This is a genomic window from Streptacidiphilus sp. EB129, from assembly GCF_041262645.1.
Lineage (GTDB): Bacteria > Actinomycetota > Actinomycetes > Streptomycetales > Streptomycetaceae > Streptacidiphilus.
In genome coordinates, this window is record NZ_JBGCCS010000015.1 from 97,828 (window position 1) to 123,074 (window position 25,247).

A 25,247-nucleotide genomic window follows, 5' to 3' on the forward strand; every position below is an offset into this window, starting at 1 on the left:
GTTCAGCCCACCTGCATCGGTGCGTTCACCGTGGTCTCGTCGATCGCGTCGGAGCGCACACTCACCGACAGCTGCCAGCTGCCCGCCATCGGCAGCTGCAGGCCGGACGCGGCCCAGTGGCCCACGTCCACCTTGTCCAGGGTCACCGGGAGTGGGCCCAGGCTCTTGGCCGGAAGGGTGAGGGCGAGGTCGAGCTCGGGCACGTCCACCGGCTTGCCGCTGCTGTCGTAGACGTAGACGTGCACCTGGTTCGGGCCGGACGTGGCCGGGTCGATGTCGACGGTGACCTTGCCCTTGGCGTTGTCGCCGGGGCCGCCGGTGTCGTAGGGGAGGGTGAGGTCGACCGGACCGGACGCGGGGGCGGGGCTCTGGCCCTGTGCCTGCGCCCGGCTCTGCGCCTGCGCGGTGACGGCCCGTCCGGGCGGCGCGTTGGTGAGCAGGGTGGTGACCACCAGGACCACCACGGCGAAGACCACCTCCAGCAGGACCGAGCGCAGCAGCATGCCGCGCGCCGGGCTGGCCTCACGGACGCGCTGCTCCGCCACCGCGCGCCGGGCCGCGCTCTGGCGCGCGAGCTGCGCGAGGCGGACCGGGTCCGTGCTTCCTGCCTCGGGCGTCGTCCCGGGTACGGGCTCGGGCTCCGTTCCGGCTGCCGGTCGCGCTCCGGAGTCGAGGGCGGCCTCCGCATCACCCGTGACCGCGGCCGTCGCTCCAGCCGTGGCTCCCGCTCCGGCCGTGGCTCCCGCTCCGGCCTCGGCCGTCGGGGCCGGGTCGGTGCGGAGCAGGGCGGTCCAGCGGCGGGAGATCCAGGCGGCGGCCAGCATCACCACCACCGCCCCGACCTTCACCAGCAGCAGTCGGCCGTAGGTGGTCGAGGTCAGTGCGCCCCAGGAGCCGAGGCCGCGCCAGGCCTGGTAGACGCCGGTGCAGACCAGTGCGGTGACCGAGCAGAGCGCGACCGTCGAGAAGCGTTCGACTGCGGCGACGCCGATGCCGCCCGCCGCGACCGGTCGGCGCAGCCCGGTCAGGACGGTGGTCAATCCGCCGAGCCAGCAGGCCATGCCGAGGATGTGCACGATGTCCAGCGGGACGGCCAGGCCGACCTGGATGCCCACCGAGGCGTGGTCGGCCAGCGCCCAGGTCGCGGCGATGGCGATGGCGAGCACCGCTCCCACCACGCCGAGGGTGACTCGCAGCCGGTGCTCCACACCGAGAGCAGCGCTCTCCTGGCCCGAGCGCTCGCCACTATTGACCTGCTCCACATCGAGAGCAGTGCTCTCCTCGCCCGCGTGCTCGGCACTGCCCGCCTGCTCTGCGCCGTCTTCGCCGTCCGCGCTGCCGCCCGACTGTCCGGCGAGCAGGGACAGAAACACCCCGAACGCGGCCAGCAGCAGGATCCGCACCACCAGCAGCGTCCCCAGCCGTTCACCCAGGGACTGCTGAACCGCCGTCAGGTCGAACGCCCGGCCCAGCCCCGACGCCGACTCGTACGGACCGCGCAGCAGCAGCTGCGCCACCGTCGCGAGCAGGAGCCCGGCCCAGCCGCCCAGCATCAGCCGCTGCACCGAGCGCAGCCGCATCCCGCCGGGCCAGCAGAGCAGCACCAGCGCGACCGACCCCACCAGCAGCGCGTACGCGCCGTACTGCACGCTGCGTGCGGTCCCGTAGAGGGTGTCGACCAGGGTGTCGCCCCTGGTCGCCTGCTCCCCGGCCACCGCGGTGACGCTGGAGGCGTGTCCGTAGGAGAAGGTGAAGGCGCCGGAGACCGGGTGGGTGTCGGCCGAGATCGCCCGCCACGCCACCGTGTAGGTGCCCTGGGCCAGGCCGGCCGTGAGCTGGACCCGCGCGGTGGCGTCGTCCGCACCGGCGTGCCCGGCCGAACCGGTGTCCACCCGCCGGCCGCTGGGGTCGAACACCCGGATCGCGTCGGACTCCAGCGTCACCTGTTCGCCGAAACGCAGGGTGACCTGCGTCGGCGTGCTCTGCACCACCGAGCCCTGGGCGGGATCGGTGGACAGCAGCGCGGCGTGCGCGGAAGCGGTGCCGGCCCCCATGAGCATCAGCCCGAGCAGGGTGGCCAGCATCAGCCCGAGCACGGCGAGCGGCCGGCGCCGCGGCGCGCGGATGATCGGCGCTCGGGCCATGGAACTACGTGCGATCGGGGTACGTGCGATCGGCATGGTGGACGTCACCTCGGTGGCTGGTAGGTCAGCGGTTCGACGGTGGCGTGGACGGTGATCGTCCCCGACTTCCGGAAGGTCAGCCGCAGATCGACGGTCTGCCCGACGGCGGGCGCGGGCTTCAGCCCCATCAGCATGATGTGCTTCCCGCCGCGCGCCAGCAGCGCCGAGCCGTGCGCCGGGACGGCGACCTCGCTGATCGCGTCCATCGAGGTGGCCGTGGACTCGTTCAGCTCCGCGCTCTGCGCGTTCGGGCTGCTCACGCCGACCAGCGCGTCGTCGCTGCCGCCGGTGTTGGCAAGGGCGAAGTACGCCGCGGCCATGTCGGGGGACGCGGGCAGGGGTATGTAGGCCCCGGTGACGGCGATGAGCGGCGGCGCCGTGGTGCCTGCCGCCCCGGCGGCCGTGCCGTGCCCGGCGCCGCAGCCGGCGACCCCGGCGGCGCCGAGCAGCACCGCGCCCAGCGCCCCGGCCAGCGCGGCCCGCCTCATCCGGTCACGCCCTTGATCAGCAGCGGCAGGTCGTGCGCGAAGTCCGCCGAGGAGGTGCCGCTGGTGTAGAGGACATGGGCCTTGTTGTCGGAGGGGAGGTAGGCCAGCACCTGCGCCCCGTGCACCGGCTCCTGGCCCTGGACCGGCGCTTCCACCGCCACGCCGACCGACTTGGCGGCGGCGATGATGGTGGTGATGTCGCCGGTCAGGCCGACGAAGTCGGTGTTGAAGGCAGCCAGCCAGGTGCGCAGCTGGGCGGGGGTGTCCCGGGCCGGGTCGGTGGTGACGAAGACCACCTGGAGCTGCTGTTGCTGTGCTTTGGGCAGCTTGGAGACCGCCACCGCGATGTCGCCCATGGTGGTCGGGCAGACGTCGGGGCAGCGGGTGTAGCCGAAGTACAGCAGGGTGGCCTTCCCCGCCGTGCGCTGGGCCAGTTCGTAGGGCTTGCCGGTGGTGTCGGTCAGGGTGACGTCCGGCTTGGGGAACGTGCGGTTCAGATAGACGCCCTTGTAGGGGGAGTTGTTCTGGACCGAGGGCTGCACCACCGAGGAGTCGGTGGAGCCGGTGGAGTTCGCCGAGCCGGAGCTGCCGCAGGCGGAGAGCAGCAGGCCGGTGGCGGTCGCGGCGGCTCCGAGGAGGAGCGAGCGGCGTGGGAGGTGCGTCATGGTCGTGGTTCCGTTCGTCATACCGGAGGTCGCAATCGGGCAGGGGCCAGCCGGGCAGGCCGGCAGCGGGGCGGGGGCGGGACGGGGGTGGGCCCGGCCGTGGGGCCGTGCCCACCCCGGCGGTCACTCGCTGTTGCGGGCCGATCCGCCCCGGCGCCAGCCGAGGAAGCCGAAGCCGACGCCGAGCAGGCCGACGACCAGGCCTGCCGCGCCGAGCACCCGCGCGGTGCTGTCGTCGCCGGATGACGCCGTGCTGCCGGAGGCCGTCACCGGGGCCGCCGCAGCGCCGGTCGCGCCGCCCTTGGCGGGCGTCCCGTCACTGCCGGCGCCGTTCGCGGCCGCGGTCAGCCTGAGGACCGGAGCCGGGTTCGCCGGCTCGGGCTGGCCGGCCTGGGCCGTCTGGATCCAGCGCACCACGGTGCCGTCGCTGTAGGTCTGCAGGGCCTTGAAGTCCAGCTCGTCGGCGTCGCTCGGCAGCTGGCCGAAGTCCACCGTGAAGTCCTGGTAGTGCCCGGGGGCGATGCTGCCGCCGGTCCAGGTGATCGCGGAGACGGCGTCGGTGATGGCGCCGTCGTCCGTCTGGATCGGGGTCTTCAGCTTGGTGGTGGTGATGTCCGCCTTCCAGCCGGGCGTCGAGTCCGCCAGCACCGAGGGGATCGGGTGGTCGGCGGGGAAGTAGACCTGCACCTCGGTGGTGGAGGCGGTGTCCTTCTCGTTGGGGACCCGGAACGAGAAGGTCTGGTCGGACGCGCCCTTGGCGGCGGTCGAAGGCTGCACGGTGACGTGCGCCGAGGCGGGACCCGCGACCAGCAGGACACCTGCGGTGGCGAGAGCGGCGGTCGCGCCGATGCGCGAACGAAGCGAGGTACGCATGAAGGAACTCTCCGGATGAGGAGGGGACAGGGCAGGACGTCGCGTCGGCCTGTCCTCCGTCCTCCCGTCCGGGAGCGGACCCGGGGCAGGGGTCAGGCCGTGAGCACGGCCGGGGGTCCGCGCCTGGTCACCTGGTGGCGCAGCGGTGTGGCCCGGGGGCGGCGCGGCGCGTCGGCGAGGCCGGTGCGGCGGATCGTTCCCGGCGGCAGCAACGCGCCGAGCAGCCCGCGCAGCAGCGCCGCGGCCAGCGCCAGCAGGGTGCGCAGCGGGGCCGTCCAGGTCTCCGCGAGGGTCTCGGTGAGCTGCGCGGTCAGCCGCAGCAGCCGCCAGACGGCGGCCTCGCCGCGGCGCAGCCACCAGCCCGCGACCACGGCGGCGACCAGGTGGCAGAGCAGCATCAGCGGGGTGAGGCCGAGCAGCGAGGCGTGGGTCCAGAACGGCAGGTGCGGGGCCGTGGAGAGGACCAGGTGCGGGTCGATCCCGGCCCGGCTGACGATCTGGGCGGCGCTGGTGCCCGGTGGCAGCGGCAGCGCGGGGGAGCCGTCCGGGCCGCAGAGCAGCCGCTCGGCGAGCTGGTCCAGCGCGCTGCCGCCGGTGCCGGCCGCCATGCCGGGCATGCCCGCCATCGCGCCCATGCCTGCCGCACCGCCGGCGCCCGCCGTGCCGGTGCCGCCCGTCATGCCCGCCATCGCGCCCATGCCCGAACCGGCCAGCAGGTGGAACAGCAGGTGCAGTCCGAGCTGGCCGACGGCCAGCCCGGCGGCGATGGCGGGCAGCGACCGCTCCCGTCCGGCCAGGGCCGTGGCCAGGGCCCAGACGGCCAGCCAGCCGGTCAGGAGCGCGAGCGGCGGCAGCGAGCCGCCCCCGCCCAGGCAGTGTCCGAGCGCGGACACGACGACGCAGACCGTCGCGAAGGGCAGAGCCCTCAGTACGCGAAGGTCCAGTGCGGCGGCGCGTCCCGGCGTGGTGGCCGGGGCGTCTGAGCACACGGAGGCTGGGAGTACGGGCATGTCGCCGGACAGTCTCTCATCGTGGTCAAGGCGGACCGTCCGAGGGGGCCCGGGCTCGTCCGGACGGGGGAGCGCGGGGCGGCGCGGAAGCCTGGTGCCGACCCGGCCGTCGGCGCCGGTCGCGCGCCCCTCGGGGGTCGTGTTCCGCCGCTTCCGCTCCACTGATTCGGCCGTAGGGGTGATCGGTTGCCGCCGACGTGGTTGATTCGGCTGACGCTCGGTTATAGGTACTGGTATGTGGAGCCGCAGCCAGGAGGAACCCGCCGTGGACATCTGGTGGTCCCTGCACCTGCGGCGCGAACCGGCCAGCGTGCCGCTGGCACGGCGGATCCTGCTGGGGACCATGGCCTCGGCCGGTGTCGACCCCGAGGTCTCGCACCAGGTCGGCGTGGCCCTGACCGAGGCCTGCGCCAACGCCGTCGAGCACGCGGTCTGCGGCGGCGTGGCCGCGCCGGACGGCGGATTCCAGGTCACCGCGACCATCGAGGGCGGCTGTCTGCGGGTCGAGATCACCGACACCGGCCCCGGCTTCTCCGCCGAGCCGGGCAACGCGTCCCCCGTACCGGGGCACCTCCCCGAGGTGGGCGACACCCGCACCTGGATCCGGCCGTGCGCGGCACGCGGACCCCGGCCGCGGAGCCGGGTCCGGCTCCGCGCACCCCTGACGGCCCGCTGCACCACCCCGGCGCGGACCGCGCTCGGTACCCCGTCCGGGCTGTCCGCCGAGGCCGGCACCGTGCTTCCCGACCTCTACGCCGAGCACGGCCGCGGCCTCTTCCTGATCAGGGCGCTGATGGACCACGTCCAGTTCCGGAACAATCCGCGCAGCGGCGCCGTGGTCTCCTTCGACAAGATGCTCACCTACCGGGACCGGCCTTTGCTGCACGCCTCCTGAGCGGGACTCCCTGTTCCGGCTTGACCCTCACGCGACGTGAGGATCCAGGCTGGATCACGACAGGGAGAGGAGGACCCGATGAGCTACTCGGTGGGCCAGGTGGCCGGCTTCGCCAAGGTCACCGTGCGCACGCTGCACCACTACGACGAGGTCGGGCTGCTGTCGCCGGGCGGCCGTACACCCGCGGGGTACCGGCGCTACGACGACGCCGACCTGGACCGGCTGCGGCAGATCCTGTTCTACCGCGAGCTCGGGTTCTCCCTCGAAGAGATCGCGTCCGTCCTGGACGACCGGGAGGTGACCCCCTCCGAGCACCTGCGCCGCCAGCACCGGCTGCTCACCGGGAGGATCGCCCGGCTCCAGCAGATGGCCGCGGCCGTGGAGGAAGCACTGGAGGCACAACAGATGGGCATCGAGCTGACCCCCGAGGAGAAGTTCGAGATCTTCGGCGAGGGCTACCTGGAGTACGAGGCCGAGTCGGAGCAGCGCTGGGGCGAGACGGACGCCTGGAAGCAGTCGCAGGCGAAGGCGGCGAAGCTCGGCAAGGAGGACTGGATCCGGATCAAGGCCGAGGGCGACGCCATCATGCTGCGCATCGCCGAGGCGGTGCGGGGCGGGGTCGCCCCCGACAGCGACGAGGGCATGGCCGTCGCCGAGGACCACCGGCAGCTTGTCGTACGCAACTTCTACGACTGCACGTACGCCATGCAGCGCGGTCTGGCCGAGATGTACCTCGCCGACCCGCGCTTCCAGGAGACCTACGAGCAGACCGTCGAGGGCGGGGCCGCCTGGTTCCACGACGCGGTCATCGCCAACGCCGACCGCGGCGAGCGGGCGGCGGGCCGGTAGCCACCGGCCGACCGGGGGCGCGCGGCGCTGCGGGTCCGGTCCGCATCGGTGCGCGCCGCGGTCAGGCCGCGCGGGCGAAGGCCCGCCGGTACGCGGTCGGGGTGGTCCGCATGGCGCGGGTGAAGTGGTGCCGGTAGGTGGCGGGACTGTCGAAGCCCACCGCGGTGGAGACCTGCTCGACCGTCCCGTCCCCGGCCTCCAGCAGCGGCAGGCTGGCCGCGATGCGCTGGGCGATGACCCAGCGCATCGGGCTGGTCCCGTTGCGGCGGGTGAAGTGCCGCAGGTAGGAGCGTTCCGACATGCGTGCCGCCCGGGCCAGCGCCGGCACGGTCAGCGGGCCGGCCAGCCGGTCCAGCGCCCAGGCCATGCTGCGGGCCACGCCGTCGTCCTCCCCGTCCACCGGCCGTACCGCCGCCTCGATGAACTGCGCCTGCCCGCCCTCGCGGTGGGGCGGCACGACGAAGCGGCGGGCGACCGTGTTGGCGACGGTGGCGCCGTGGTCGGCGCGGACCAGGTAGAGGCACAGATCGATGCCGGCCGCGCTGCCCGCGCTGGTCAGCACCCCGCCGTTGTCGACGTACAGCACCTCGGGGTCGACCCGGACCGCCGGGTGACGCTCCGTCAGCAGGTCCGCGTAGCGCCAGTGCGTCGTGGCCCGCTGCCCGTCCAGCAGGCCGGTCGCGGCGAGCGCGAACGCGCCCGAGCAGATGGAGACCAGACGCGCCCCGCGCGCGTGCGCCGTCCGCAGCGCGGAGACCAGCGCGGGTGACACCGCGCCGTGCACGTCCGCCACCCCGGGGACGATCACGGTGTCGGCGGCCGACAGCACGTCCAGCCCGTGCTCGGCCCGGAGGCTGAACCCGCCGACGACCCGCAGGTCGCGGCCGGGATCCTCGGCACAGACCCGCAGCTCGTACCAGGGGATGTCGCCGACCTCGGGCCGGTGCAGCCCGAACACCTCCACCACCACGCCCAGTTCGAACGGCGCCATGCCGTCGAAGGCGAGCACGGCGACGGTGTGCGCGTCGGGGCGGCGCGGGGCGATGGTCAGCATGGCCGAATCCTAACGAGCACCGCTCTTCCCACCAGTCCAGAAAAACTCCGAAACCACCTGCAACCTCTGCGGGGGATGCACGTCCTATGGAGTTGAGGGCCGGCAAACACGGCCGCCTTCACCAACCACTGACACATGCACCCCTGGGGGACTCCGTCATGCGCGCATACCTTTCATCCCGGATTGCGAAGAACCTCACCGCCGTCGGCACCGTCGCCGCCGCTGTCTCGGCAAGGACGAGAACACCGGCAAACCGTTGAGGTGGACGGTCACCCGCACCGCCACCAGCGCCTCGGGCTTCGCCTACCGCACCGAGCTGCGCACCCCGGACGGCCAGCCGGGCGCGGGCCCCGATATCGGCTCCGACGCCCAGGAGCTCTTCGTCCGCTCGGGAAATGTGATCACCTTGGTTCAGATCCAGGCCGGCGGCACCGAAATCGATCCGGCCGGTGACGCCCCGCAGGTCCTCGCCACGATGGCGTCCCGGCTCGGGTACCTGCCCCAGTGAAGCGATGCCCGCCGCACGGGTGAGCGAATGACTGTGCCGCCTCAGCCAACCGACCGGGGCGACACAGTTCACCGTTCGCGGTGCAGGCGCTCAGCCCTTCAGGCCGGCCATCCACGCCTCGACGTCGGCCGAGGTCCGGGGCAGTCCGGTCGACAGGTTGCGGTTGCCGTCGGCGGTGACCAGGATGTCGTCCTCGATCCGGACACCGATGCCGCGGTACTCCTCAGGGACCGTCAGGTCGTCGGCCTGGAAGTACAGTCCGGGCTCGACGGTCAGCACCATGCCGGGCTCCAGCACGCAGTCCACGTAGTTCTCGGTGCGCGCCTGGGCGCAGTCGTGGACGTCGAGGCCGAGCATGTGGCCGGTACCGTGCAGGGTCCAGCGGCGCTGCAGCGCCAGTTCCAGCACCCGCTCGACCGGGCCCTCGACCAGGCCCCACTCGACCAGGCGCTCGGCGAGCACCCGCTGCGAGGCCTCGTGGAAGTCGCGGTAGCGCGCGCCGGGCCGCACCGCCTCGATGCCCGCCTGCTGCGAGTCGTACACCGCGTCGTAGATCGTGCGCTGCAGGTCGCTGAAGCGGCCGTTGATCGGCAGGGTGCGGGTGACGTCGGCGGTGTAGAGGGTGTGCGTCTCCACGCCGGCGTCCAGCAGCAGCAGCTCGCCGGGGCGGACCGCACCGTCGTTGCGGACCCAGTGCAGGGTGGTGGCGTGCGGGCCGGCCGCGCAGATCGAGCCGTAGCCGATGTCGTTGCCCTCGACCCGGGCCCGGCGGTAGAAGGTGCCCTCGATCCAGCGCTCGGAGGTGGCCACGGCCTGGGCCAGCTCCCGGACCACGTCCTGGAAGCCGTGCACGGTGGCGTCGACGGCGGCCTGAAGCTGGCCGACCTCCCAGTCGTCCTTCACCAGGCGGAGCTCGCTGAGGAAGACCCGCAGTTCCTCGTCGCCGTGCTTGGTGGTGTGCTCGGCGAGCACCGCCTCCAGCGCGGCGTCGTGGCCGCGGACGATCCGGGTCGGGGCGGGCCGCTCCTCGACCGCGGTGGAGAGCTCCTCGGCGACCTTGCGGACATCGCGGGTGGGCAGTCCGAGCAGCGCCTCGGCCTCGGCCAGGCTGTGTCGGCGGCCGACCCACAGCTCGCCCTGGCCGTCCAGCCAGAACTCACCGTTCGCCCGGTCGGAGCGCGGCAGCAGGTAGCCGACGGCGTCGTGGCCGCCGCCCGCGCGGGGCTCCAGAACCAGCACGGCGTCCTGGGTCTGGTCGCCGGTGAGGTGCACGTACTCGGTGGAGGCCCGGAAGGCGTACTCGGTGTCGTTGGAGCGGGTCTTCAGGGTGCCCGCCGGGATCACCAGGCGCTCGCCGGGGAAGCGCGCCGACAGCGCCGCGCGGCGCTTGGCCGCGTACGCGGACTGCTCGGCGGGGGCGAGGTCACGCAGCTCGGTGTCGGCCCAGCCGGACTTCATGACCTCGGCCAGCTCGTCGGAGAGGCCCGGGTAGAGCCCGTTCTTACGGCCCTTGATCGGCTTCTCGTCCTCGGTCGGCTCGATCGCCTCGGTCGTCTCGGTCACCGGTGTCGCCTCCTCGTTGTACGAGACCGCCCCGGCGCGTCAGGGGTCAGACGGGTGGGCGGTCCCTACAATCCTAGGCCCGCCGTCCAGAACCCAGACCTGCCCGTGCAGCCGACCGGCAGGCCGAAGGCTGCTGAACGGCTGCTGAACGCTCGCCGAACGGCTATTCGAAACGTGCGGCGAGCAGCACGATGTCGTCCGTGGCCCCGTCCGAGAGGTCGTCGCAGAGCCGGTCGGGACCGGGCCCGCCGCGGTCGGCGCCGTCCAGGCAGGTGTTGAGCAGGTGGGCGCAGAAGCGGTCCGGGTCCTGCCGGTCCTCGCGGGTGGCCGCGGCGGCGGCCGCCCGCAGCCGGGCCTGTCCGGCGTGCAGCGAGTGACCGCTGCGCCGGGCCAGGCCCTCGGTGTAGAGCAGCAGCAGGTCGCCGCGGTCGGCGCGCAGCTCCACGCCCGGAGCCTCCCAGCAGCTGAGCATCCCCAGCGGTGCGGACAGCGAGGTCTCCACGAAGCTCGCGCCGAAGGAGGTGACCAGCAGCGGTGGGCACTGCCCGGCCCCGGCCAGCGACAGCTGCCGGCTGCGCGGGTCCAGGTACGCGTAGAGCGCGGTCGCGGTGCGGGCCGGTTCGGTGGTCTTGAGCAGCAGTTCCAGATCGCCGAGCACCGACACCGGGTCCTCGCCCTCCAGTACGGCGTAGGCACGCAGCGCCGCCCGGATCCGGCCCATGGCGGCCGCGCAGTCGGCGCCCCCGCCGGTGACACTGCCGACGCTCAGGGCCAGGCCGTTGTCGGGCAGGGCCAGGGCGTCGTACCAGTCGCTGCCGGCGGAGAGGTCGAGCCCGGCCGGCAGGCAGCGGGCGGCCAGCTGGATGCCGGGGACGCGCGGGAGGCGGTCCGGGAGCAGGCCGCGGCGCAGGGCGTCGGCGGTGCGCCGGAGCCGGTCGCGTTCCACCTCCTTGGCGATCAGCCGGGAGGCGGCCGAGCAGTAGAGCCCGGCGAGCCGCTGTTCGCGCGCGGTGGGGACGGCGGGGGCGTCGTAGAACCAGACGGCGGTGCCGAAGGGGTCGGCGCCCTCGCCCGGGGTGGTCAGCGGCAGCGCGAAGGAGGCGCCGATGCCCAGGTGACGGGACACCTCGTGGAACCGCTCGCCGACCGGGCAGGGCCCGGCCCGGTCGGCCGGGTGCGTGGTCAGGTCGGGGTAGAGCACCTGCGGGGCGCCGTGCAGCAGCCCGGCGTAGGGGCCGCTGTCGCGCGGCACCGTCTCCAGCGCGCCGAGCGCGGGGCGGTCCAGGCCGAAGCCGACGGCACTGCCGGGCGCGTCCACGGTGCCGAAGGCGGACGCGGAGCCGTCCAGGGCGGGGGTGTGGTGCTCGGGGTCCTCGGCGAGCAGCAGCATGCCGCGCCGGGCACCGAGCAGCGCGGCTCCCGCCTCCAGCACGCAGTGCAGCGCGTCCTCCAGGCCGGAGGCGCCGGTGAGGCGCTCGGTGAGTTCGTACAGCGTGGTGAGCTCGGCCAGCGGGTCGCGGTCGCCGGCCGGCATCGCGGTGCCGACCGGCGTGGCCGTGACCGGCTGCGGGCGGGGCGGCGGTGTCGGCGCGGGAAAGTCGAGAGCACTGCCGCCCAGGGTCTGGCGGGCACCGGGGGAGGGAGATTCAGCCATGCCGGCCGCCCTTCGCGGTTCTTGTCACGCAGAGTGATGGGCCGACGGTCAAGTCCGGCGAGGAAGGATGCCCCTTTTGTCTGAAATCAGTCATTGTGCACCCCCATGTCACGCCTTACGGCATTTAATGTCTCACTTCTACACATACCGATCGGGTGATGTCCAGAACTGCGAGGTGTCGGATGATTGGTGTCTTTGCCCGAATATCTGGCTGAAAAACGTCGCCCTCGGTGATCGTTTATTTGTTCGCTTTAGCGGGCACCCAGGGCCCGGCGCACCTGGCGGTAGCCGGACAGCTCGCGCAGTCCCGCGCGGATCCCGCGCGGGTCCGGTCTGTGCGTCCACGGAACCTCGACCTGCTCGATCCGGAACCCGCGCCGTTGCAGGTCGATGATCAGACCGGGTCCGGCCCCGGCGCCCTCGGCCAGCGGCTCGGCGGCGCTGAGTGCGGCCCTGGTCAGGCAGATCTCCAGGGCGAGCGGGCGGGCGACGGTGAACCCGGTGGCCCGCTCGACGGCCCGGCCGGCCCGTCGGGAGGCGCCGCCCGGGGCCGTCGCACCCGGCTCCGCACCCGGCGGCCGTGCGGCCACGGCCACGTCCGCGAGGCCGGCCAGGACCGGCTCCAGCAGGCGCGCCCCCTCGGCCGCGCCCTGCTGCAGATCGGCGTCGAGGAACAGCAGATGCCGGGGACGGGATTCGGCCACCTCGACCGCCTCCCTGGCGGTGACCGCCGCGATCCCGGCGACCAGTGCGGCCGTCCGGCCCTGCCGCGCCGGCAGCCGGACCACGGTCGCCCCGGACTCCTCGGCCACCCGCGCGGTGGAGTCGCCGGAGTGGTCGTCCACGACCACCACCAGATCCACCCCCGGGAGCCGGCGCGCCGCGAGCACGGTCAGTGCGATCCGCGACGCCTCGTCATGGGCCGGGATCACCACCGCGACCGGCACCGCGGCGGGGCCGTCGCCGGCGGCCGGATCCGAGGTCAGGCGCGTACGATCGGACGAGGTGTCAGAAGCGTCCTCCGCCATGCCCGATGCGCCCCCGGCGGTGCTCTCCGGGGTGCTCCGTCGCTCCCGCTGCGCGTCCATCCCAGGATCGTACGGTCCAGTCGCGTCCGGCGCTGCCGATATGCACATGTCAAACCGTTGGGGTGTCTGCAACGCCCGGGAATGACCCGAACGGTGGAACCGGCAGCTTGCTGCCGTGCGTCATTCCGGACGATGCGTCAATCTCGTCCAGTAGAGCCGGAGCGGGTACGCCGGAAGCCGCGTCGGGAATGCTGGGGCAACATCCGAGTTCCGGGGTAGAAGCCTGGTACGGATGGCAGGCCATTCGCCACCCTGCGCCACCTTCCGCCAGGTTTCGCACAGAGCGGTGGACGTGGTGCGCTACTCGTTGCGCGAGATCACGTACCGATCCAGATCCATCACGGTCACGGAAAGGAACGAGTGCTCATGCGCGGGGTCCTCACCATCCTCCTCGAACGAGATCTCCCCCGTCGCGACCTGTTCCGATGGGGGAGGCGACGCAGGGAGCGGGCGCTGCTGCTCGCCGCCGCGACGACCTGCGCCCGGGACTGGCGCTGGCCGGTCGTCCCCGGCGCGCTGCCCGGCGCGCCGGGTGCCGACGGCGAGCAGTGCAGCTGTCCGCGCCCCGACTGCCCGACGCCCGGCGCGCATCCCCACGACCCGTCGCTGCTGGCGGCGACCACCGACGCCCGGATGGTGCGCTGGTGGTGGGGCCGCCGTCCGGACGCGCCGATCGTGGTCGCGACCGGCGGGCCGGTGTCGGCGGTGAGCCTGCCGCTGCAGGCCGGGGTCCGGGTGCTCGACTACTTCGACGCGCTGCGGATCAGGACCGGTCCGGTGATCGCGACACCGACCCGCTGCCTGCTGCTGGTCGCCCCGTACACGATGCAGGAGCTGGCGGAGCTGCTGATCGCGCAGGAGTGGGTGCCCACCAGCCTGCGTTACCACGGGACCGGCGGCTATGTCGTGCTGCCGCCGTCGCGGGTGGGCGGCGGTGATGTCGGCTGGCTGCGTGAGCCGGAGCCGCGGTCCGGGGCGGCCGGGGCGCCGTGGCTGCCCTCGGTCGGCGATCTGATGGAGGCTCTGGTCGCCGCGAGTACGGCCACACCGGACGGGGCACGGCTGGCGTTCTGAGGGGTGTTGCCGGCGGGCCGCCGACGGCGGCCCGCTGACACCGCGTCATCGAACCGAGCCTCCCGGAACAGTGGGTTCCGGAACGACGGGCCCTGGAAAGCATGAAGGCTCGGCCGCTGGCGACGGGGGATGCACCAGCGACCGAGCTGTTTAAACCGTAACAAGAATCGGGCCGCAAGCAAATTCCCCCGGCGCGGTCCGGGCGGCTGAATCCGGAGTTCCGCATCAATATGTGATGGACGTCACGCCATTGAGTTCGATGCGGCCGTCTTTCTTGTGCTCAATGTCGGTATTTGGGCTGCTTCCGACTGTGAGCAGGGCGACACAGCCCATTCAGCCCAGAGTGACCTGACGGTTCACCAGATTGGCGCGCGCCCGGCGCTCGTGCGCCGTGAGCGGCGCACTCTGCGCCAGTGCGCCGGTGAGTCGCTCGAAGAACTCCGCGGCCGGCTTCTCGCAGTCGTCCGCCGACATCCCGGACGGCAGGTCCCAGACCGGCACGGTCAGCCCGTGCGCCCGGAAGGAGCCGACCAGCTTGGTTCCCTCGCCCAGCCCGGCGTCCTCGGTGGCCGCCAGTCGCGCCAGCGCGTCCAGCAGTTCCTCCTCGGCGTAGGGCATCACCCAGCGCAGGTGGTTCTTGTCCGGGACCGAGCACCAGTAGGCGGTGTCCACCGAGGACAGCCGAACCGTGGGAATGACCGCGGCGTTGGCCTGCTCCAGCGAGGCTGCCACCTCTCCGGTGGCCGCATCCGCGTCCTCCAGCCAGAACTCGAAGCCGGTGTGCACGGTGGGCTCGAACCCGGCCGAGAGGTCGAGCAGGTCCTGCAGCCGGGGCGCGTCGGCCAGCGGGCGGCGCGGCGGCACGGGCGTTCCCGGCTTCGCCGCCAGCGCCTGGACCAGCGCGTCCGCCGCGTCCCTGCTGATGTCGCCGGAGGAGCTGTTGGTCTGCAGCCCGAGCAGCACGCTGCCGTCCTGGCGGCGCATCGCCGGCCAGGCCATCGGCAGCACGGTGGCCAGCAGCACCGACGGCACCTCGCCGTCGGCGCCGGCCAGGGCCTCCGCCGTCAGCGTCAGCGGCACCGTCGCGGCCGGGACCAGCTCGCGCAGGGCCACCCAGTCGCCCTCGCCGGGCAGGCCCTCGAACGGACGCTGCACCAACTCCTGGACGGCGTGCGACGCCTCGCGCCCGTGGCAGGCCTTGTAGCGGCGGCCGGAGCCGCACGGGCATGCCTCCCGTGCGCCGACCACCGGGACCGTCCCGGTCGCGGCTGCGGTGGACTGAGCGCGCGCGGGCGCCTTCTTCGCGGGCTTCTTGGCCATGGTGCGGATCTCCAGGTGGGCGACTGCTGTGCGGTGGCTCTGCAGCCCCCGAGCGTAGTCGTCCCGGCGGTCCCCGCTACGCCGTCCCCGACGCGGCGCCGCCGCGTCGCGCGTGCCGGGCCCGCACCGGCAGCACCGCCCAGACCGTGACCTCGCCGGGCGCGTCCCTGACCCCCCAGTCGCTGGCCAGCTGCCCGACGATGCCCAGGCCGCGGCCGCCGCGCGCGGTCAGCGAGGGGCTGCCCCGCCGCGGCCGGGTCGGCCCGCCGCCGTCGGTGACCTCCACCGTGAGCAGTCCGTCGCTGTGCAGCTCCCAGCCGACCACGACCCGCCCGTCGTCCTCGACCAACTGCTCCGGCGGGCACTCCAGCACCACTTCCAGAGGACGGGCGTGCCGGCAGGCGTTGCTCAGCAGTTCGGAGAGTATGAGGACGGCGTCGTCGATGACGACCTCCGGCACCTGGTGCTCGGCGAGATCCTTACGCAGTCGGCGTCGTGCGGCACTCACACTCGATGGACCATGGGGTACTGCCATGGTCGCCGAAGAAGTCGGCACATCACGCGCTACCACCAGCGCCACCCCCGGACCTCCTCCTCAGCTGTCAGCCAGGGTGTGAATGCCCGGTGCGAGCATGGCGGAAACGAGAATAGAAGGACCTCGGGACGTCAAGAAGGCGCAACAAGTCGAGGCTCCGGCATGCATTTCACGAAGCGTAGCCGGATGGTGACGGAGCGTTTGTCCGGGGTGGTGAAATATGGCGCGCAGGGGGAAATTCAAGCCATTCCCACGCGCCCGCGCACGCCTACGGCGGAGTGTCCGGAAAGACCTACTGACTCGGTATGGTCCGCACTACCGGCCCAACTGGTCAAGTACCTGGCGCGGATGATTCGTGATGATGGTGTCCACACCCAGCCGCAGGCACAGCTCCACGTCCTCCGGGTCGTCCACGGTCCAGACGTGGACCCGCTGGCCGGCGCGGTGCAGCGCGGCCACGTAGCCGGGGTTGGCCCGCACCAGGTCGATGCCGGGCCCGGCGATCCTGGCCCCGTAGGGGAGGCTGCCGTCGCGGAACCGCAGCGGCACCCGCTCCATCAGGAAGACGGTGGGGATGGCGGGGGCCAGTTCGCGCACCCGGCGCAGCGAGAGCTGCGAGAAGCTCATGATCCGCACCGGGGAGCGCTCGCCGCTGCTCGGGGTGACCAGATCGAATCGGTGCAGCATCTCCAGGAGTTTGCGTTCCACCAGGCCCGCCCAGCGGGTGGGGTGCTTGGTCTCGATGGCGAGCTCGATCCGCCGGCCGCAGCTGGTGGCGTACTCCAGCAGCCGCTCCAGGGTGAGCACCGAGGTGTGTCCGGCGTCGGCCCAGTCCGCCTCGCCGACCTCGCCCTCGGCGGCCTTCCAGGAGCCGAAGTCCAGCTCGGACAGCTGCGCCAGCTCCAGGGTCGACACCACCCCCCGGCCGTTGGAGGTGCGGTCCACCCGGCGGTCGTGGACGCACACCAGGTGACCGTCGGCGGTCAGCCGCACGTCGCACTCCAGCGCGTCCGCACCCTGCTCCACCGCGAGCCGGTACGCCGCCAGGGTGTGCTCAGCCAGCGTGCCGGACGCGCCGCGATGGGCGACGACCCGGGTCGTCGCCCGGTTCGGGACGGCGGGGACGGCGGCGGAGAGGCGTGTGGAGGGTCTGTCGGACACGCCACCACGATAGACGGGGAAGTGTCCGGACCCCGGTCGTGGCAGGTGAATTCTGACGGTATGCCCGGTTAACGGCCCCACTGGCCCCACCGCTACCGGCCGCGCCGCAGCAGCGGGGTCATCGCCCAGGTGATCAGCGCCGGAACGAGGAAGGAGAACAGCGATGCCGACGTCCACACCTGCGGGTGGATGTGGGTGAGGTTCTGCGCCTTGGCCCAGAAGGTCGGCCAGAAGCTCATCCACCCGGTCAGCGCGGCCGGCGCGATCAGCTGGTAGACCGCGAAGCCGACCGCCCACGGCAGCAGCGTCAGCCAGCGCGTCGGCGCGCCCTCGGAAAGATCCCACCCGCCCTCCCGTCGCCCGCCACCACCCTTGTCCGACGCGCTTCGCGCGGCACCTTCTTCCCGTCGCCCGCCACCACCCTTGTCCGACGCGCTTCGCGCGGCATCTTCCTCCCGTCGCCCGCCACCACCCTTGTCCGACGCGCTTCGCGCGGCATCTCCTTCGCGCTTGCCCGCGCCGAAGAAGAAGTCCACCGCCAGCACCGCCGACAACGGCACGAACACCGCGCCGATCAGCCCGAGGAACGCCTCGTACCCGCTGAAGTCGGTGACCTGCAGGGCCAGCCCGGTGACCAGCACGCCCAGGCCGACGCTGAGGAAGCGCCGGTCCACCCTCGGGAAGAGGTTCTGCAGCGACATCGCCGTCGAGTAGACGTTGGCGAAGGACTGGTCGGTCTCGCGCAGCACCAGCACCGCGAAGAACAGCCAGCCGGCGGTGATGCCCATGAAGGTGGTGAAGATCTTGTTCGGGTCGCCGCCGACCTGCAGCAGCGCCAGCAGCCCGACCACGTAGCACCACACCTGCGAGACCGTGTAGCCGCTGAACGCGCCCCAGAACGAGCTGCGCGTGGTCCGCGCGTGCCGGGTGTAGTCCGCCGCCAGCGGGACGAAGGAGATGGAGACCGCGATCACCGAGTCCACGGCCGGCAGGAAGCCGGTCCAGTTGCCCGGGTTCGGGTTCGGCACACCACGGCGCAGCAGCTCCACGGTGAAGAAGAGCATGGCGACACCGACCGCGATCGCCACGTAGCGGCGCAGCACGGCGATGGAGCCCAGCGGACGGATCGTCATCAGTGTCGTCAGCGCGCCCGCCAGCACCACGTACACCCAGTGCGGCCCGCCCTTGAACAGCGCGTCGGCGCCCATCGCGATGACGGTCAGCTCGAACACGCCCCAGCCGAGGCACTGCACGATGTTGAGCACGGTCGGCAGGTAGGACAGCCGGGTGCCGAACAGCCCGCGCAGGATCGCCATCGCCGGCGCACCGGTCCTGGTGCCGATCACCGCCGCGACGCCGAGCATCAGCGCGCCGATCACCGTGCCCAGGACGATCGCCGTCAGCGACGCGGCCACGGAGAGGTCCTTGTTGTTGAACACCAGCACGGTCGCGGCGCTCTGGAAGCCGATCAGGCTGACGCCCAGGTTCGTCCAGAACGCGGCCTGGTCGCGGAAACCGAGAGGGCGCGGCGGCTCGGTGTCCAGCAGCAGTGGCGCCTCCGGACGGGGGCCCGCGGGTGGTCCGGTGTCCAGGACAGGGGACGGCGAAACAGACGTCACGAGACTCAGCTCCCTACGCCGGCATTACCCGGTCAGGTTCAGGCGGTCGGCGCCCCGTGGTCGGCGCCCTCTCAGCCTGGATGGGTCCAAGCTCCCGCGTATATCAGTTCGGATGTCATGGTAGGGGCATACGCTGGCGGGGCCAATATGGCGTCCGCCCCTCGGACTGCCATCCTCCGCTTCCGCCGGGCGCGTGCCGGCGGGAAAGCGTGCCGGTCGGGACGGTCGCTCATGAAGCTCTCAGTCGGCTGCGCTATAGATGCGGACAGGCAGCCAGAGGGCGGCAGGCATGCGGCCGGCGCACGGCTGGCGCTTACGATGCCCTGACACTGGGTGGGCAATGCTTGGGGCCGAGGTCCCGCAATGAGGAGGTCATTCGTGAGCACCGAGCACGAGGGTGGGCACGCCGGTTCGGACCGGCAGGCGCCCGCCGGTGGCGGATCGGTGGGGCAGCCCTCCGACGCGCAGGACCGCGTCGCCCCGACCGAGGCTGCCACGGCGACCCCCGGTGCGGCCGAGGCTGACGACACGGTGGTCGGCGGCACCGCAGTGGCCGACGACACCGTGGTGACCGACGTGACCGTGGTGCAGCCGCTCGTGGCAGCTCCGGCCCCGCAGCCTCCGTACGCTCCGCAGACTCCCGCGCAGACTCCGCCGCCGGCCGCGGCGCCGAGCTACCCGGTCGAGCCCCCGGCCGACCCGGCGCTGGCCGGGTTCCCGCCGCCGATGGCGCCGCCGCCCGCGGCCCCGGCGACGGCGCCGGCCTATGCGCCCGCGCCGCCGGCCGCTCAGCAGCCGCCCGCACAGCCCTACGCCGCGCCGCCCGCCCCCGAGTTGCCGCCGACCCCGCCGGCCCTCCCGTCGTACGGCACGCAGGAGCTTCCGCAGCCCGCCCCGGGCGGTTACGCCGGTGGCAACGGTGGCAACGGTGGCAACGGTGGCAACGGTGGCAACGGTGGTGCGGGTTACGGCGGCGGCGCCGAGTACCCCGCCGCCGGCCCGGTCCCGCCTTACCCGCCCTACGGCGAGGTCACCGGCCTCGGCGAGCCCTACCCGACCGCGCCGCCGAAGAAGCGACGCGGCGGCATGGTCGCGCTGCTCTGCGCGACGGCGCTGATCGCGGGCGGCATCGGTGGCGGCATCGGCTCCTGGCTGGAGACCCGTAACAGCTCCGACGGCAGCACCACGGTCTCGTCCTCCTCCTCGGTCGACCCCAAGGCCCTCAGCCGCGCGCCCGACAGCATCGCCGGCATCGCCGCCCGCGCGCTGCCCAGCGTGGTCACCATCGAGGCGAGCAACTCGCAGGAGTCGGGCACCGGCACGGGCTTCGTGTACGACACCCAGGGCCACATCCTGACCAACAATCACGTGGTGGCCCCGTCGGACAACGGCGGCAAGCTGACCGTGAAGTTCTCCGACGGCAGCAGCTACCCGGCCACCATCGTCGGCCGGGCCTCCGGCTACGACGTCGCGGTCATCAAGCTGACCCAGACGCCGAAGAAGCCGCTGGTGCCGCTGGCGCTCGGCAACTCCGACCAGGTCGCGGTCGGCGACACCACCATCGCGATCGGTGCGCCCTTCGGCCTGTCCGGCACGGTCACCTCGGGCATCGTCAGCGCGAAGAACCGTCCGGTCGCCTCGGGTGACGAGACCGGCGCGCAGACCTCGTACATGAACGCCCTGCAGACCGACGCCTCGATCAACCCGGGCAACTCCGGCGGCCCGCTGATGAACGCTCAGGGGCAGGTCATCGGGATCGACTCGGCGATCCAGTCCACCGGCAGCAACAGCACCAGCGGCGGCCAGTCCGGCAGCATCGGCCTGGGCTTCGCGATCCCGATCAACCAGGCCCGGTGGGTCGCCGACCAGCTGATCAAGACCGGCAAGCCGGTCTACCCGATCATCGGGATCCTGCGCGACGACACCTACACCGGCGTCGGCGCGAAGATCGCCTCGACCCCGGTCCAGGGTGTCCCGGCGATCACCGCCGGCGGCCCCGCCGACAAGGCCGGCCTCAAGCCGGGCGACGTGATCACCGCACTCGGCGGCGTCCAGATCGACAGCGGCCCGACCCTGGTCAGCGAGATCTGGTCGCACCACCCGGGCGACACCGTCGACGTCACGTACACCCGTGACGGAAGCAGCCACACCACGTCGCTCACCCTGGGCTCCCGCGTCGGCGACCAGTAACCCCCCCGGCGCGACCCGGCCCCGGCCCCGTACGGCGACCCTCCCCGCCGCCGTACGGGGCCCAATGCCGCCCACGCAGCACCCGACTCATGAGAAGATCCCTGGGCACGGTCATCCACGGGGCTCGCCCGGTGCCATGTCCGCGCCTGGAGAGCTGCCCGAGCGGCCTAAGGGAACAGTCTTGAAAACTGTCGTGCGGTGACCCCGTACCGAGGGTTCGAATCCCTCGCTCTCCGCAGGTAGGAATGCCCAGGTGGGGGCGGGTCTCGGCTGGATTCCGATACCCGCCCTTCTCGATTCCTGTCTCACGGGTGTTCGTTGGACCGGATTCGGGCTCGACACCGCTTGTGGGATGGCTGCCGGGGCGTCCGAGGACGGCGTGGGTGACGTGCTGTGGACGGCCGTGGACTTGTGTCCACGGCGGTTTGTGCAGGGGACCTTGATGCCCCGCAGGGGTGGCGGGGGCCAGCCCGAAGGCTGACCCCCGATAGATCAGAGCCCCTGGCCTTGCGCCGCTGCTGGAGCTGCGCTGCGATCTTCGTGTCCGTGCGGAGCTTGTCGGGGGTGCCGGTGAAGGCCCGGACACGCTCAAGCAGGACGCGGTCCTCCCGCTCGGTGAGCTTGGGCGCCACGAGCGCCACCAGCTGGCAGTGGTTCCGGTCGACGACCAGGGCTACATCACCGTCCGGAACGCCCACGGCACCGTGAACGTGATTGTGGGACTTGGAAGGGCTACTACGCCTGAACGTGCTGGTACCGTGCAGCCCCGCGTCCGCTGGGACTGCAGGCACGAGCTGCTCGCGCACTCGCCAGAGCTGTCCGGGAGTTGAGTGTCGCCGACCGCCTACCCGCGACTCGCGGGCCGAGCCCATCACGTGATCGTCAGCCTTGGGTTGTCCGCTCGCGCGGCGCGGAGAGCGCGGGGATCAGGACGGCGAGCACGGCCACGATGGCGAGCGCCCAGAATGCGGCGTTCTCACCGACGGAGGAGGCCGCGAGAACTGCTGACAGGGCGGCGATCCCGTTGATTCCGGCGGCGGAGCCGATGTTCCGCAGCATGGTTGCCGAGGACGTGGCGAGGCCGAGTTGCTCTGTGGATGCCTGATCTTGCAAGAGTGCGAGGGCTGCCGCGGTCACCGCGCCGGTGCCGACGCCCGCTGCCGCGCCGGCGACCCACGGCAGCTGGCCGGTGGCGCTGCACACGGCGCTGATCAGCAGCGCTGATCCTCCGGCGGTCATCGGCAGGCGGTAGCCTCGCTTGGACAGCATCCCGCCGGTCACGGCACTACCGACGACCCAGCCCAGAGCTGAGATTCCGACCACCACAGCGATTCCGGCGGTGGACATGCCGTGCGCGGCGAGGCGGACCGGCAGGACGGTGACCGTCGCGTACATCACCACGCAGGCGCCGATGGTGGTGATGGCCGCGCGGCCCGACGGCGAGATGGTGAAGACCTCGCGCGACAACAGGTGGCCGCCGAACCTGCGGACCAGGATCAGGGCAGCCAGGCCCAGGAGTCCGCAGGCCACGCCGCCGACGGTGCCGAGGCCCAGCGACGCGCCCTGCAGGCCGATGAGCACTAGGGCGGCCCCGCCGGTGACCAGGGCGTACTCGCGGGCGGGGAACCCGCGCGAGGGCTGGGTTCGGTTCCCGCTGACGGGCCGTCGGGGCAGGGCGAAGGCCACCGCGAGCATGACGAGCACGCACAGCGGCACGTTGATGAAGAACACCCAGCGCCAGCCCCATGCCGCGGTGACCACCGCGCCGATCACGGGACCCAGGACCGCAGCGACTCCCCACACGGTGCTGAGCAGGCTCTGCGCTGCGGCGCGCCGCTCGGGTCCGTACAGGCGGCCGACGATCACGTAGCTGGAGACCACGATCGCTCCGGCCGCGAGGCCGTGCAGCACGCGCGCGGCCACCAGAACGGGGAAGGAGCCTGCGAACCCGGCCAGGACCGAGGCGGCCAGGAAGACGGCAGTTGCGCTGACGGCGACGACGCGGTCGTCGAGCCGGTCGGCCACCCAACCCGCGAGAGGCGTCGCTGCCACCTGGGCCAGCATGAATCCGGAGACCAGCCACGCGTAGCCGCCGTGTGCACCGCCGCCTACCGAGCCGAGGACCTTGGGCAGGACGGTGCCCATGACCGTGGCGTCCATCGCCGCGAGCAGCAGGGCCAGAACGGCCGCGCCCACGGCAAGGGTGCGGGCTGTGTTCGTGTGCTCCGTGGTCTCTGTCTGTTTGGCGACCTGGGCCTGCGTCGCTGCAGAGGTCACCTGGTCCCTCCGGCGATGGGGGGCATGGCGGCGGACAGGGTCGGCGTGCTGGTGCCGTGTACCTGGCTGGTTCCGGAGAACGCGGTGACGAGGTCCCTGAGGTCGGCGTCGAGGACCTCATCGACGGTGTGCAGCGTGCCGTCGCCTGCGAAGATGCGCTCGCCGAAGCCGCGGGTCATCTCCAGCTGGACAGCGGCTGCGGGGTTGGCAGTGATGAAGTCGACGCCGAGCGCCTGGGTGGTCACCTCTTGGAAGGACATGGCCAGGCGGCGGTTGAGGTCCTCGATCTGCCCGAGGAGCTGTCGCACCCGGTCCTGCTGTACACCGGTGAGTGCCGGGTAGAGGGACTTCATCGCCACGTGGTCGATCTTCACGTGACGGGCCTCGTCCAGCCCGTGGGTGTGCAGCAGGCGAGTGAAGAAGTGGGAGCGCTGCGGGTCCAGGCCGTCGACGCGGTGCTCGAAGACGGTGATCACCGACTCGCCCACGTAGGCGGAACAGCACAGAGCGACGAGTTTGACGTAGGGGTGGTCGTCGGTGCGGAAGACGTCGAGACGGTCGTCGAACAGCGCCTTGTCCACACGCGGTTCCACGCCGGACAATCCGCGGACGTAGCGGTAGAAGGTGTTGGCGTGCTGGATCTCCTCGGCGGCGAAGCAGGACAGCGCGTGGTGCAGCTCGTGGCCGGTGTTGATCGCGTCACGCAGGTCGTGCAGTTCGCCCATGACCAGGGCCATGACCGTGCTGACATGACGCTCGATCTCAGCGAGTTGGGCCAGTTCCTTGGTGATGTAGGCGACGGCCTGCTGCTGGTGGCCCGGCTCGCCGTAGACCACCTCGGAAAGGAAGTCGAGTTCGGCCGCGGTGTCCACCTGCGACCAGTCGAAGGCGTTGGGGTGGAAGGTGTTCACGTGCGCCAGCTCGGTCACCGAGGCCAGCTCGGTACGGACCGCGGCGGCGACGCCGGCGAACTGGTCAGGCGAGGTCATGTTCGTACTCCTTGTAGCCGTCCTGGATACCGATCGAGATGTCCTTGATGCGGACCCAGCCCTGGGCGACGAAGTCGCTGTCCCGCAGGCGTTCGATGAAGTAGTAGTACGCCTGCAGATCCTCCGTCTCGACCAGCAGGAAGTCAGAGAAGGCGGCGGAGAACGCCTCGGCGTCGAAGTGCCGAACGGACATTTTGTCCACACCGGGGCCGACGATGTCCTTCTGGAAGGCCTCCTCGCGCCTGCCGCGTTCGTCGCGGGTGAGTCGCAGCCAGGAGGGGTCGAACTCGTAGCGAATGATGATCGCGTACTTCATCGCGGTCAGTTCCTTGCGTAGCTCTGAGAATTGAGGATCGTGCGGTCGGGATCGGATATCGCGCGCCGACCGTGCATGACACGGGAGTTGTCGATCAGGACGATGTCGCCGTCCTCCCACTGCACTTCCTCGGTCACAGCCTCGGTGACCTCGGTGTACTCGGCGATCACGTCCGCGGGAATCGCGGAGCCGTCCTCGAACAAGATCTCGGGAGCCTCGTAGTTGTAGGAGGGGCCGAGCAAGCTGTTGGCCCAGGCTGTACGGGTCGACCACTTGGTGGGGTGGGCGGCGTAAACCTGGTAGGCGTAGTGCAGGCTGCCGTCAGGGAGTTCGGTGAACGTCACCTGGGAGCCCGGGTTCGCCTGGGCGTACAGGTCGTCGATGGAGACGTCCTGCTCGCCGCGGCCATCACCGACCATGAACGCGGCCAACCGGCGCCACAGCGCGGCCGGCACCTTGCGGGAGTAGCCGATGGGCTGGGCGGCGAACAACTCCTTCGACCGGTCCGAGAGGGCGTCCCACACCCGGTACCCGTCGCAGACCGTGGTCTGCGAGCCGGACCGGGCCGCCTTGACGCAGTGGAACCACAGCAGGTCGGGTGCGAAGGGCGTGGCGCCGTTCTCCACGTGCAGACCGATCGGGTCGCGGCCGGAGTCGACCTTCTGTGCGGCGGAACCGTGGAACACCCGGGCCGGGTCGAGCGTCGTGCGGGAGCTGTAGCGCTGCACGAGCTCGTTGAAGGCCTCGACAGAGGGGTGGAAGCCGCGGATGACCAGGTGTCCGGCGTCCGCCAGGAGTTCGTCGAGCCCCGCCGTGAAGAGCTCGGTGAAGTCCGCCGGGTCGGCGGACGGGGTGATCAGCATGCCGTCGCCGACTCCTGTGGAGGTGAGGCGAAGGCTGTTCTGAACAACTGTCATGACATTCCCCCAGGTGGTA

Annotated in this window: 22 protein-coding genes, 1 tRNA gene and 1 riboswitch; of the genes, 6 read left to right on the top strand and 17 right to left on the bottom strand. The window is 72.0% G+C overall.

Annotated features, from left to right (window positions below; all coding sequences use genetic code 11):
- Positions 1–2: 2 nt before the first annotated feature.
- The 5 genes from ABH925_RS19825 to ABH925_RS19845 all read right to left on the bottom strand — a co-directional run bounded on the left by ABH925_RS19825 (position 3) and on the right by ABH925_RS19845 (position 5,219).
- The gene (locus ABH925_RS19825) at positions 3–2,180 is read right to left on the bottom strand and encodes a copper resistance protein CopC (RefSeq protein ID WP_370149674.1); all 2,178 of its coding nucleotides are present in this window, start codon (positions 2,178–2,180) and stop codon (positions 3–5) included.
- Between the two features lie 8 nt (positions 2,181–2,188).
- Entirely contained in the window at positions 2,189–2,671 is a 483-nt protein-coding gene (locus ABH925_RS19830; RefSeq protein ID WP_370149676.1) for a copper chaperone PCu(A)C, read from the bottom strand.
- Complete coding sequence (locus ABH925_RS19835; protein ID WP_370149677.1) at positions 2,668–3,336, bottom strand: SCO family protein; 669 nt, start codon at positions 3,334–3,336, stop codon at positions 2,668–2,670. The genes ABH925_RS19830 and ABH925_RS19835 overlap by 4 nt, the downstream gene beginning before the upstream one ends.
- 123 nt (positions 3,337–3,459) lie before the next feature.
- Positions 3,460–4,209 carry a YcnI family protein gene (locus ABH925_RS19840; protein ID WP_370149679.1) on the bottom strand — a complete coding sequence of 250 codons (750 nt, stop codon included), beginning with the start codon at positions 4,207–4,209 and terminating at the stop codon, positions 3,460–3,462.
- 92 nt (positions 4,210–4,301) lie between these two features.
- Positions 4,302–5,219, bottom strand: coding sequence for a hypothetical protein (locus ABH925_RS19845; RefSeq protein ID WP_370149682.1), 918 nt, complete (start codon positions 5,217–5,219; stop codon positions 4,302–4,304).
- Positions 5,220–5,454: 235 nt separating this feature from the next.
- On the opposite strand from ABH925_RS19845, the gene ABH925_RS19850 reads away from it, so the two are divergent.
- Together ABH925_RS19850 and ABH925_RS19855 are read left to right on the top strand one after the other, a co-directional pair.
- The gene (locus tag ABH925_RS19850; RefSeq protein ID WP_370149683.1) at positions 5,455–6,114 is read left to right on the top strand and encodes an ATP-binding protein; all 660 of its coding nucleotides are present in this window, start codon (positions 5,455–5,457) and stop codon (positions 6,112–6,114) included.
- 78 nt (positions 6,115–6,192) lie between these two features.
- Positions 6,193–6,963, top strand: a complete 771-nt coding sequence (locus ABH925_RS19855; protein WP_370149684.1) for a MerR family transcriptional regulator — start codon at positions 6,193–6,195, stop codon at positions 6,961–6,963.
- Between the two features lie 61 nt (positions 6,964–7,024).
- Here ABH925_RS19855 and ABH925_RS19860 read toward each other — a convergent pair whose 3' ends face one another.
- Positions 7,025–8,017 carry a helix-turn-helix domain-containing protein gene (locus ABH925_RS19860; protein WP_370149686.1) on the bottom strand — a complete coding sequence of 331 codons (993 nt, stop codon included), beginning with the start codon at positions 8,015–8,017 and terminating at the stop codon, positions 7,025–7,027.
- A gap of 256 nt (positions 8,018–8,273) precedes the next feature.
- On the opposite strand from ABH925_RS19860, the gene ABH925_RS19865 reads away from it, so the two are divergent.
- Entirely contained in the window at positions 8,274–8,525 is a 252-nt protein-coding gene (locus ABH925_RS19865) for a hypothetical protein (RefSeq protein ID WP_370149687.1), read from the top strand.
- 90 nt (positions 8,526–8,615) lie between these two features.
- Here the strand turns inward: ABH925_RS19865 and ABH925_RS19870 are convergent, their stop codons facing one another.
- From ABH925_RS19870 to ABH925_RS19880, 3 genes are all read right to left on the bottom strand, one after another.
- On the bottom strand, positions 8,616–10,088 hold the full coding sequence (locus ABH925_RS19870; protein WP_370149689.1) for an aminopeptidase P family protein: 1,473 nt from the start codon (positions 10,086–10,088) through the stop codon (positions 8,616–8,618).
- 163 nt (positions 10,089–10,251) lie between these two features.
- Positions 10,252–11,742, bottom strand: a complete 1,491-nt coding sequence (locus tag ABH925_RS19875) for a PP2C family protein-serine/threonine phosphatase (RefSeq protein WP_370149690.1) — start codon at positions 11,740–11,742, stop codon at positions 10,252–10,254.
- A gap of 251 nt (positions 11,743–11,993) precedes the next feature.
- A complete protein-coding gene (locus ABH925_RS19880) occupies positions 11,994–12,830 on the bottom strand; it encodes a glycosyltransferase (protein ID WP_370149692.1) in 837 nt (278 codons plus the stop codon).
- Between the two features lie 366 nt (positions 12,831–13,196).
- Between ABH925_RS19880 and ABH925_RS19885 the strand changes: the two genes are divergently transcribed.
- Positions 13,197–13,904, top strand: a complete 708-nt coding sequence (locus ABH925_RS19885) for a bifunctional DNA primase/polymerase (RefSeq protein WP_370149694.1) — start codon at positions 13,197–13,199, stop codon at positions 13,902–13,904.
- 333 nt (positions 13,905–14,237) lie between these two features.
- On the opposite strand, the gene ABH925_RS19890 is transcribed toward ABH925_RS19885, so the two are convergent.
- The 4 genes from ABH925_RS19890 to ABH925_RS19905 form a co-directional block, all read right to left on the bottom strand.
- Positions 14,238–15,224 carry a DUF5926 family protein gene (locus ABH925_RS19890; protein ID WP_370149697.1) on the bottom strand — a complete coding sequence of 329 codons (987 nt, stop codon included), beginning with the start codon at positions 15,222–15,224 and terminating at the stop codon, positions 14,238–14,240.
- 76 nt (positions 15,225–15,300) lie between these two features.
- Positions 15,301–15,804, bottom strand: a complete 504-nt coding sequence (locus tag ABH925_RS19895; protein ID WP_370149699.1) for an ATP-binding protein — start codon at positions 15,802–15,804, stop codon at positions 15,301–15,303.
- A gap of 270 nt (positions 15,805–16,074) precedes the next feature.
- Entirely contained in the window at positions 16,075–16,920 is an 846-nt protein-coding gene (locus ABH925_RS19900; protein WP_370149701.1) for a glycerophosphodiester phosphodiesterase, read from the bottom strand.
- Between the two features lie 92 nt (positions 16,921–17,012).
- Positions 17,013–18,539, bottom strand: coding sequence for a cytosine permease (locus ABH925_RS19905; RefSeq protein WP_370149702.1), 1,527 nt, complete (start codon positions 18,537–18,539; stop codon positions 17,013–17,015).
- A riboswitch (TPP riboswitch) is annotated at positions 18,533–18,647 on the bottom strand. (Overlaps the previous gene by 7 nt.)
- A gap of 270 nt (positions 18,648–18,917) precedes the next feature.
- Here ABH925_RS19905 and ABH925_RS19910 point away from each other — a divergent pair.
- The gene (locus ABH925_RS19910) at positions 18,918–20,729 is read left to right on the top strand and encodes a S1C family serine protease (RefSeq protein ID WP_370149704.1); all 1,812 of its coding nucleotides are present in this window, start codon (positions 18,918–18,920) and stop codon (positions 20,727–20,729) included.
- 148 nt (positions 20,730–20,877) lie between these two features.
- Positions 20,878–20,965, top strand: a tRNA-Ser gene (locus tag ABH925_RS19915).
- Positions 20,966–21,611: 646 nt separating this feature from the next.
- On the opposite strand, the gene ABH925_RS19920 is transcribed toward ABH925_RS19915, so the two are convergent.
- From ABH925_RS19920 to ABH925_RS19935, 4 genes are read right to left on the bottom strand one after another with little or no spacing between them, the layout of a single operon-like run.
- Entirely contained in the window at positions 21,612–23,006 is a 1,395-nt protein-coding gene (locus tag ABH925_RS19920; protein ID WP_370149706.1) for an MFS transporter, read from the bottom strand.
- On the bottom strand, positions 23,003–23,995 hold the full coding sequence (locus ABH925_RS19925) for a hypothetical protein (RefSeq protein ID WP_370149708.1): 993 nt from the start codon (positions 23,993–23,995) through the stop codon (positions 23,003–23,005). The genes ABH925_RS19920 and ABH925_RS19925 overlap by 4 nt, the downstream gene beginning before the upstream one ends.
- Complete coding sequence (locus ABH925_RS19930; protein ID WP_370149710.1) at positions 23,982–24,311, bottom strand: darcynin family protein; 330 nt, start codon at positions 24,309–24,311, stop codon at positions 23,982–23,984. Before ABH925_RS19930 ends, ABH925_RS19925 begins: the two co-directional genes overlap by 14 nt.
- Before the next feature lie 5 nt (positions 24,312–24,316).
- A complete protein-coding gene (locus tag ABH925_RS19935; protein WP_370149712.1) occupies positions 24,317–25,228 on the bottom strand; it encodes a TauD/TfdA family dioxygenase in 912 nt (303 codons plus the stop codon).
- Between the last annotated feature and the right edge of the window lie 19 nt (positions 25,229–25,247).

Coding starts and splice junctions, on each gene's coding strand:
- ABH925_RS19840 (WP_370149679.1), bottom strand. CDS start 4,209: ATGCGTACCTCGCTTCGTTCGCGCATCGGCGCGACCGCCGCTCTCGCC.
- ABH925_RS19825 (WP_370149674.1), bottom strand. CDS start 2,180: ATGCCGATCGCACGTACCCCGATCGCACGTAGTTCCATGGCCCGAGCG.
- ABH925_RS19835 (WP_370149677.1), bottom strand. CDS start 3,336: ATGACGCACCTCCCACGCCGCTCGCTCCTCCTCGGAGCCGCCGCGACC.
- ABH925_RS19855 (WP_370149684.1), top strand. CDS start 6,193: ATGAGCTACTCGGTGGGCCAGGTGGCCGGCTTCGCCAAGGTCACCGTG.
- ABH925_RS19860 (WP_370149686.1), bottom strand. CDS start 8,017: ATGCTGACCATCGCCCCGCGCCGCCCCGACGCGCACACCGTCGCCGTG.
- ABH925_RS19935 (WP_370149712.1), bottom strand. CDS start 25,228: ATGACAGTTGTTCAGAACAGCCTTCGCCTCACCTCCACAGGAGTCGGC.
- ABH925_RS19880 (WP_370149692.1), bottom strand. CDS start 12,830: ATGGACGCGCAGCGGGAGCGACGGAGCACCCCGGAGAGCACCGCCGGG.
- ABH925_RS19875 (WP_370149690.1), bottom strand. CDS start 11,742: ATGGCTGAATCTCCCTCCCCCGGTGCCCGCCAGACCCTGGGCGGCAGT.
- ABH925_RS19850 (WP_370149683.1), top strand. CDS start 5,455: ATGTGGAGCCGCAGCCAGGAGGAACCCGCCGTGGACATCTGGTGGTCC.
- ABH925_RS19830 (WP_370149676.1), bottom strand. CDS start 2,671: ATGAGGCGGGCCGCGCTGGCCGGGGCGCTGGGCGCGGTGCTGCTCGGC.
- ABH925_RS19925 (WP_370149708.1), bottom strand. CDS start 23,995: ATGACCTCGCCTGACCAGTTCGCCGGCGTCGCCGCCGCGGTCCGTACC.
- ABH925_RS19885 (WP_370149694.1), top strand. CDS start 13,197: ATGCGCGGGGTCCTCACCATCCTCCTCGAACGAGATCTCCCCCGTCGC.
- ABH925_RS19890 (WP_370149697.1), bottom strand. CDS start 15,224: ATGGCCAAGAAGCCCGCGAAGAAGGCGCCCGCGCGCGCTCAGTCCACC.
- ABH925_RS19845 (WP_370149682.1), bottom strand. CDS start 5,219: ATGCCCGTACTCCCAGCCTCCGTGTGCTCAGACGCCCCGGCCACCACG.
- ABH925_RS19930 (WP_370149710.1), bottom strand. CDS start 24,311: ATGAAGTACGCGATCATCATTCGCTACGAGTTCGACCCCTCCTGGCTG.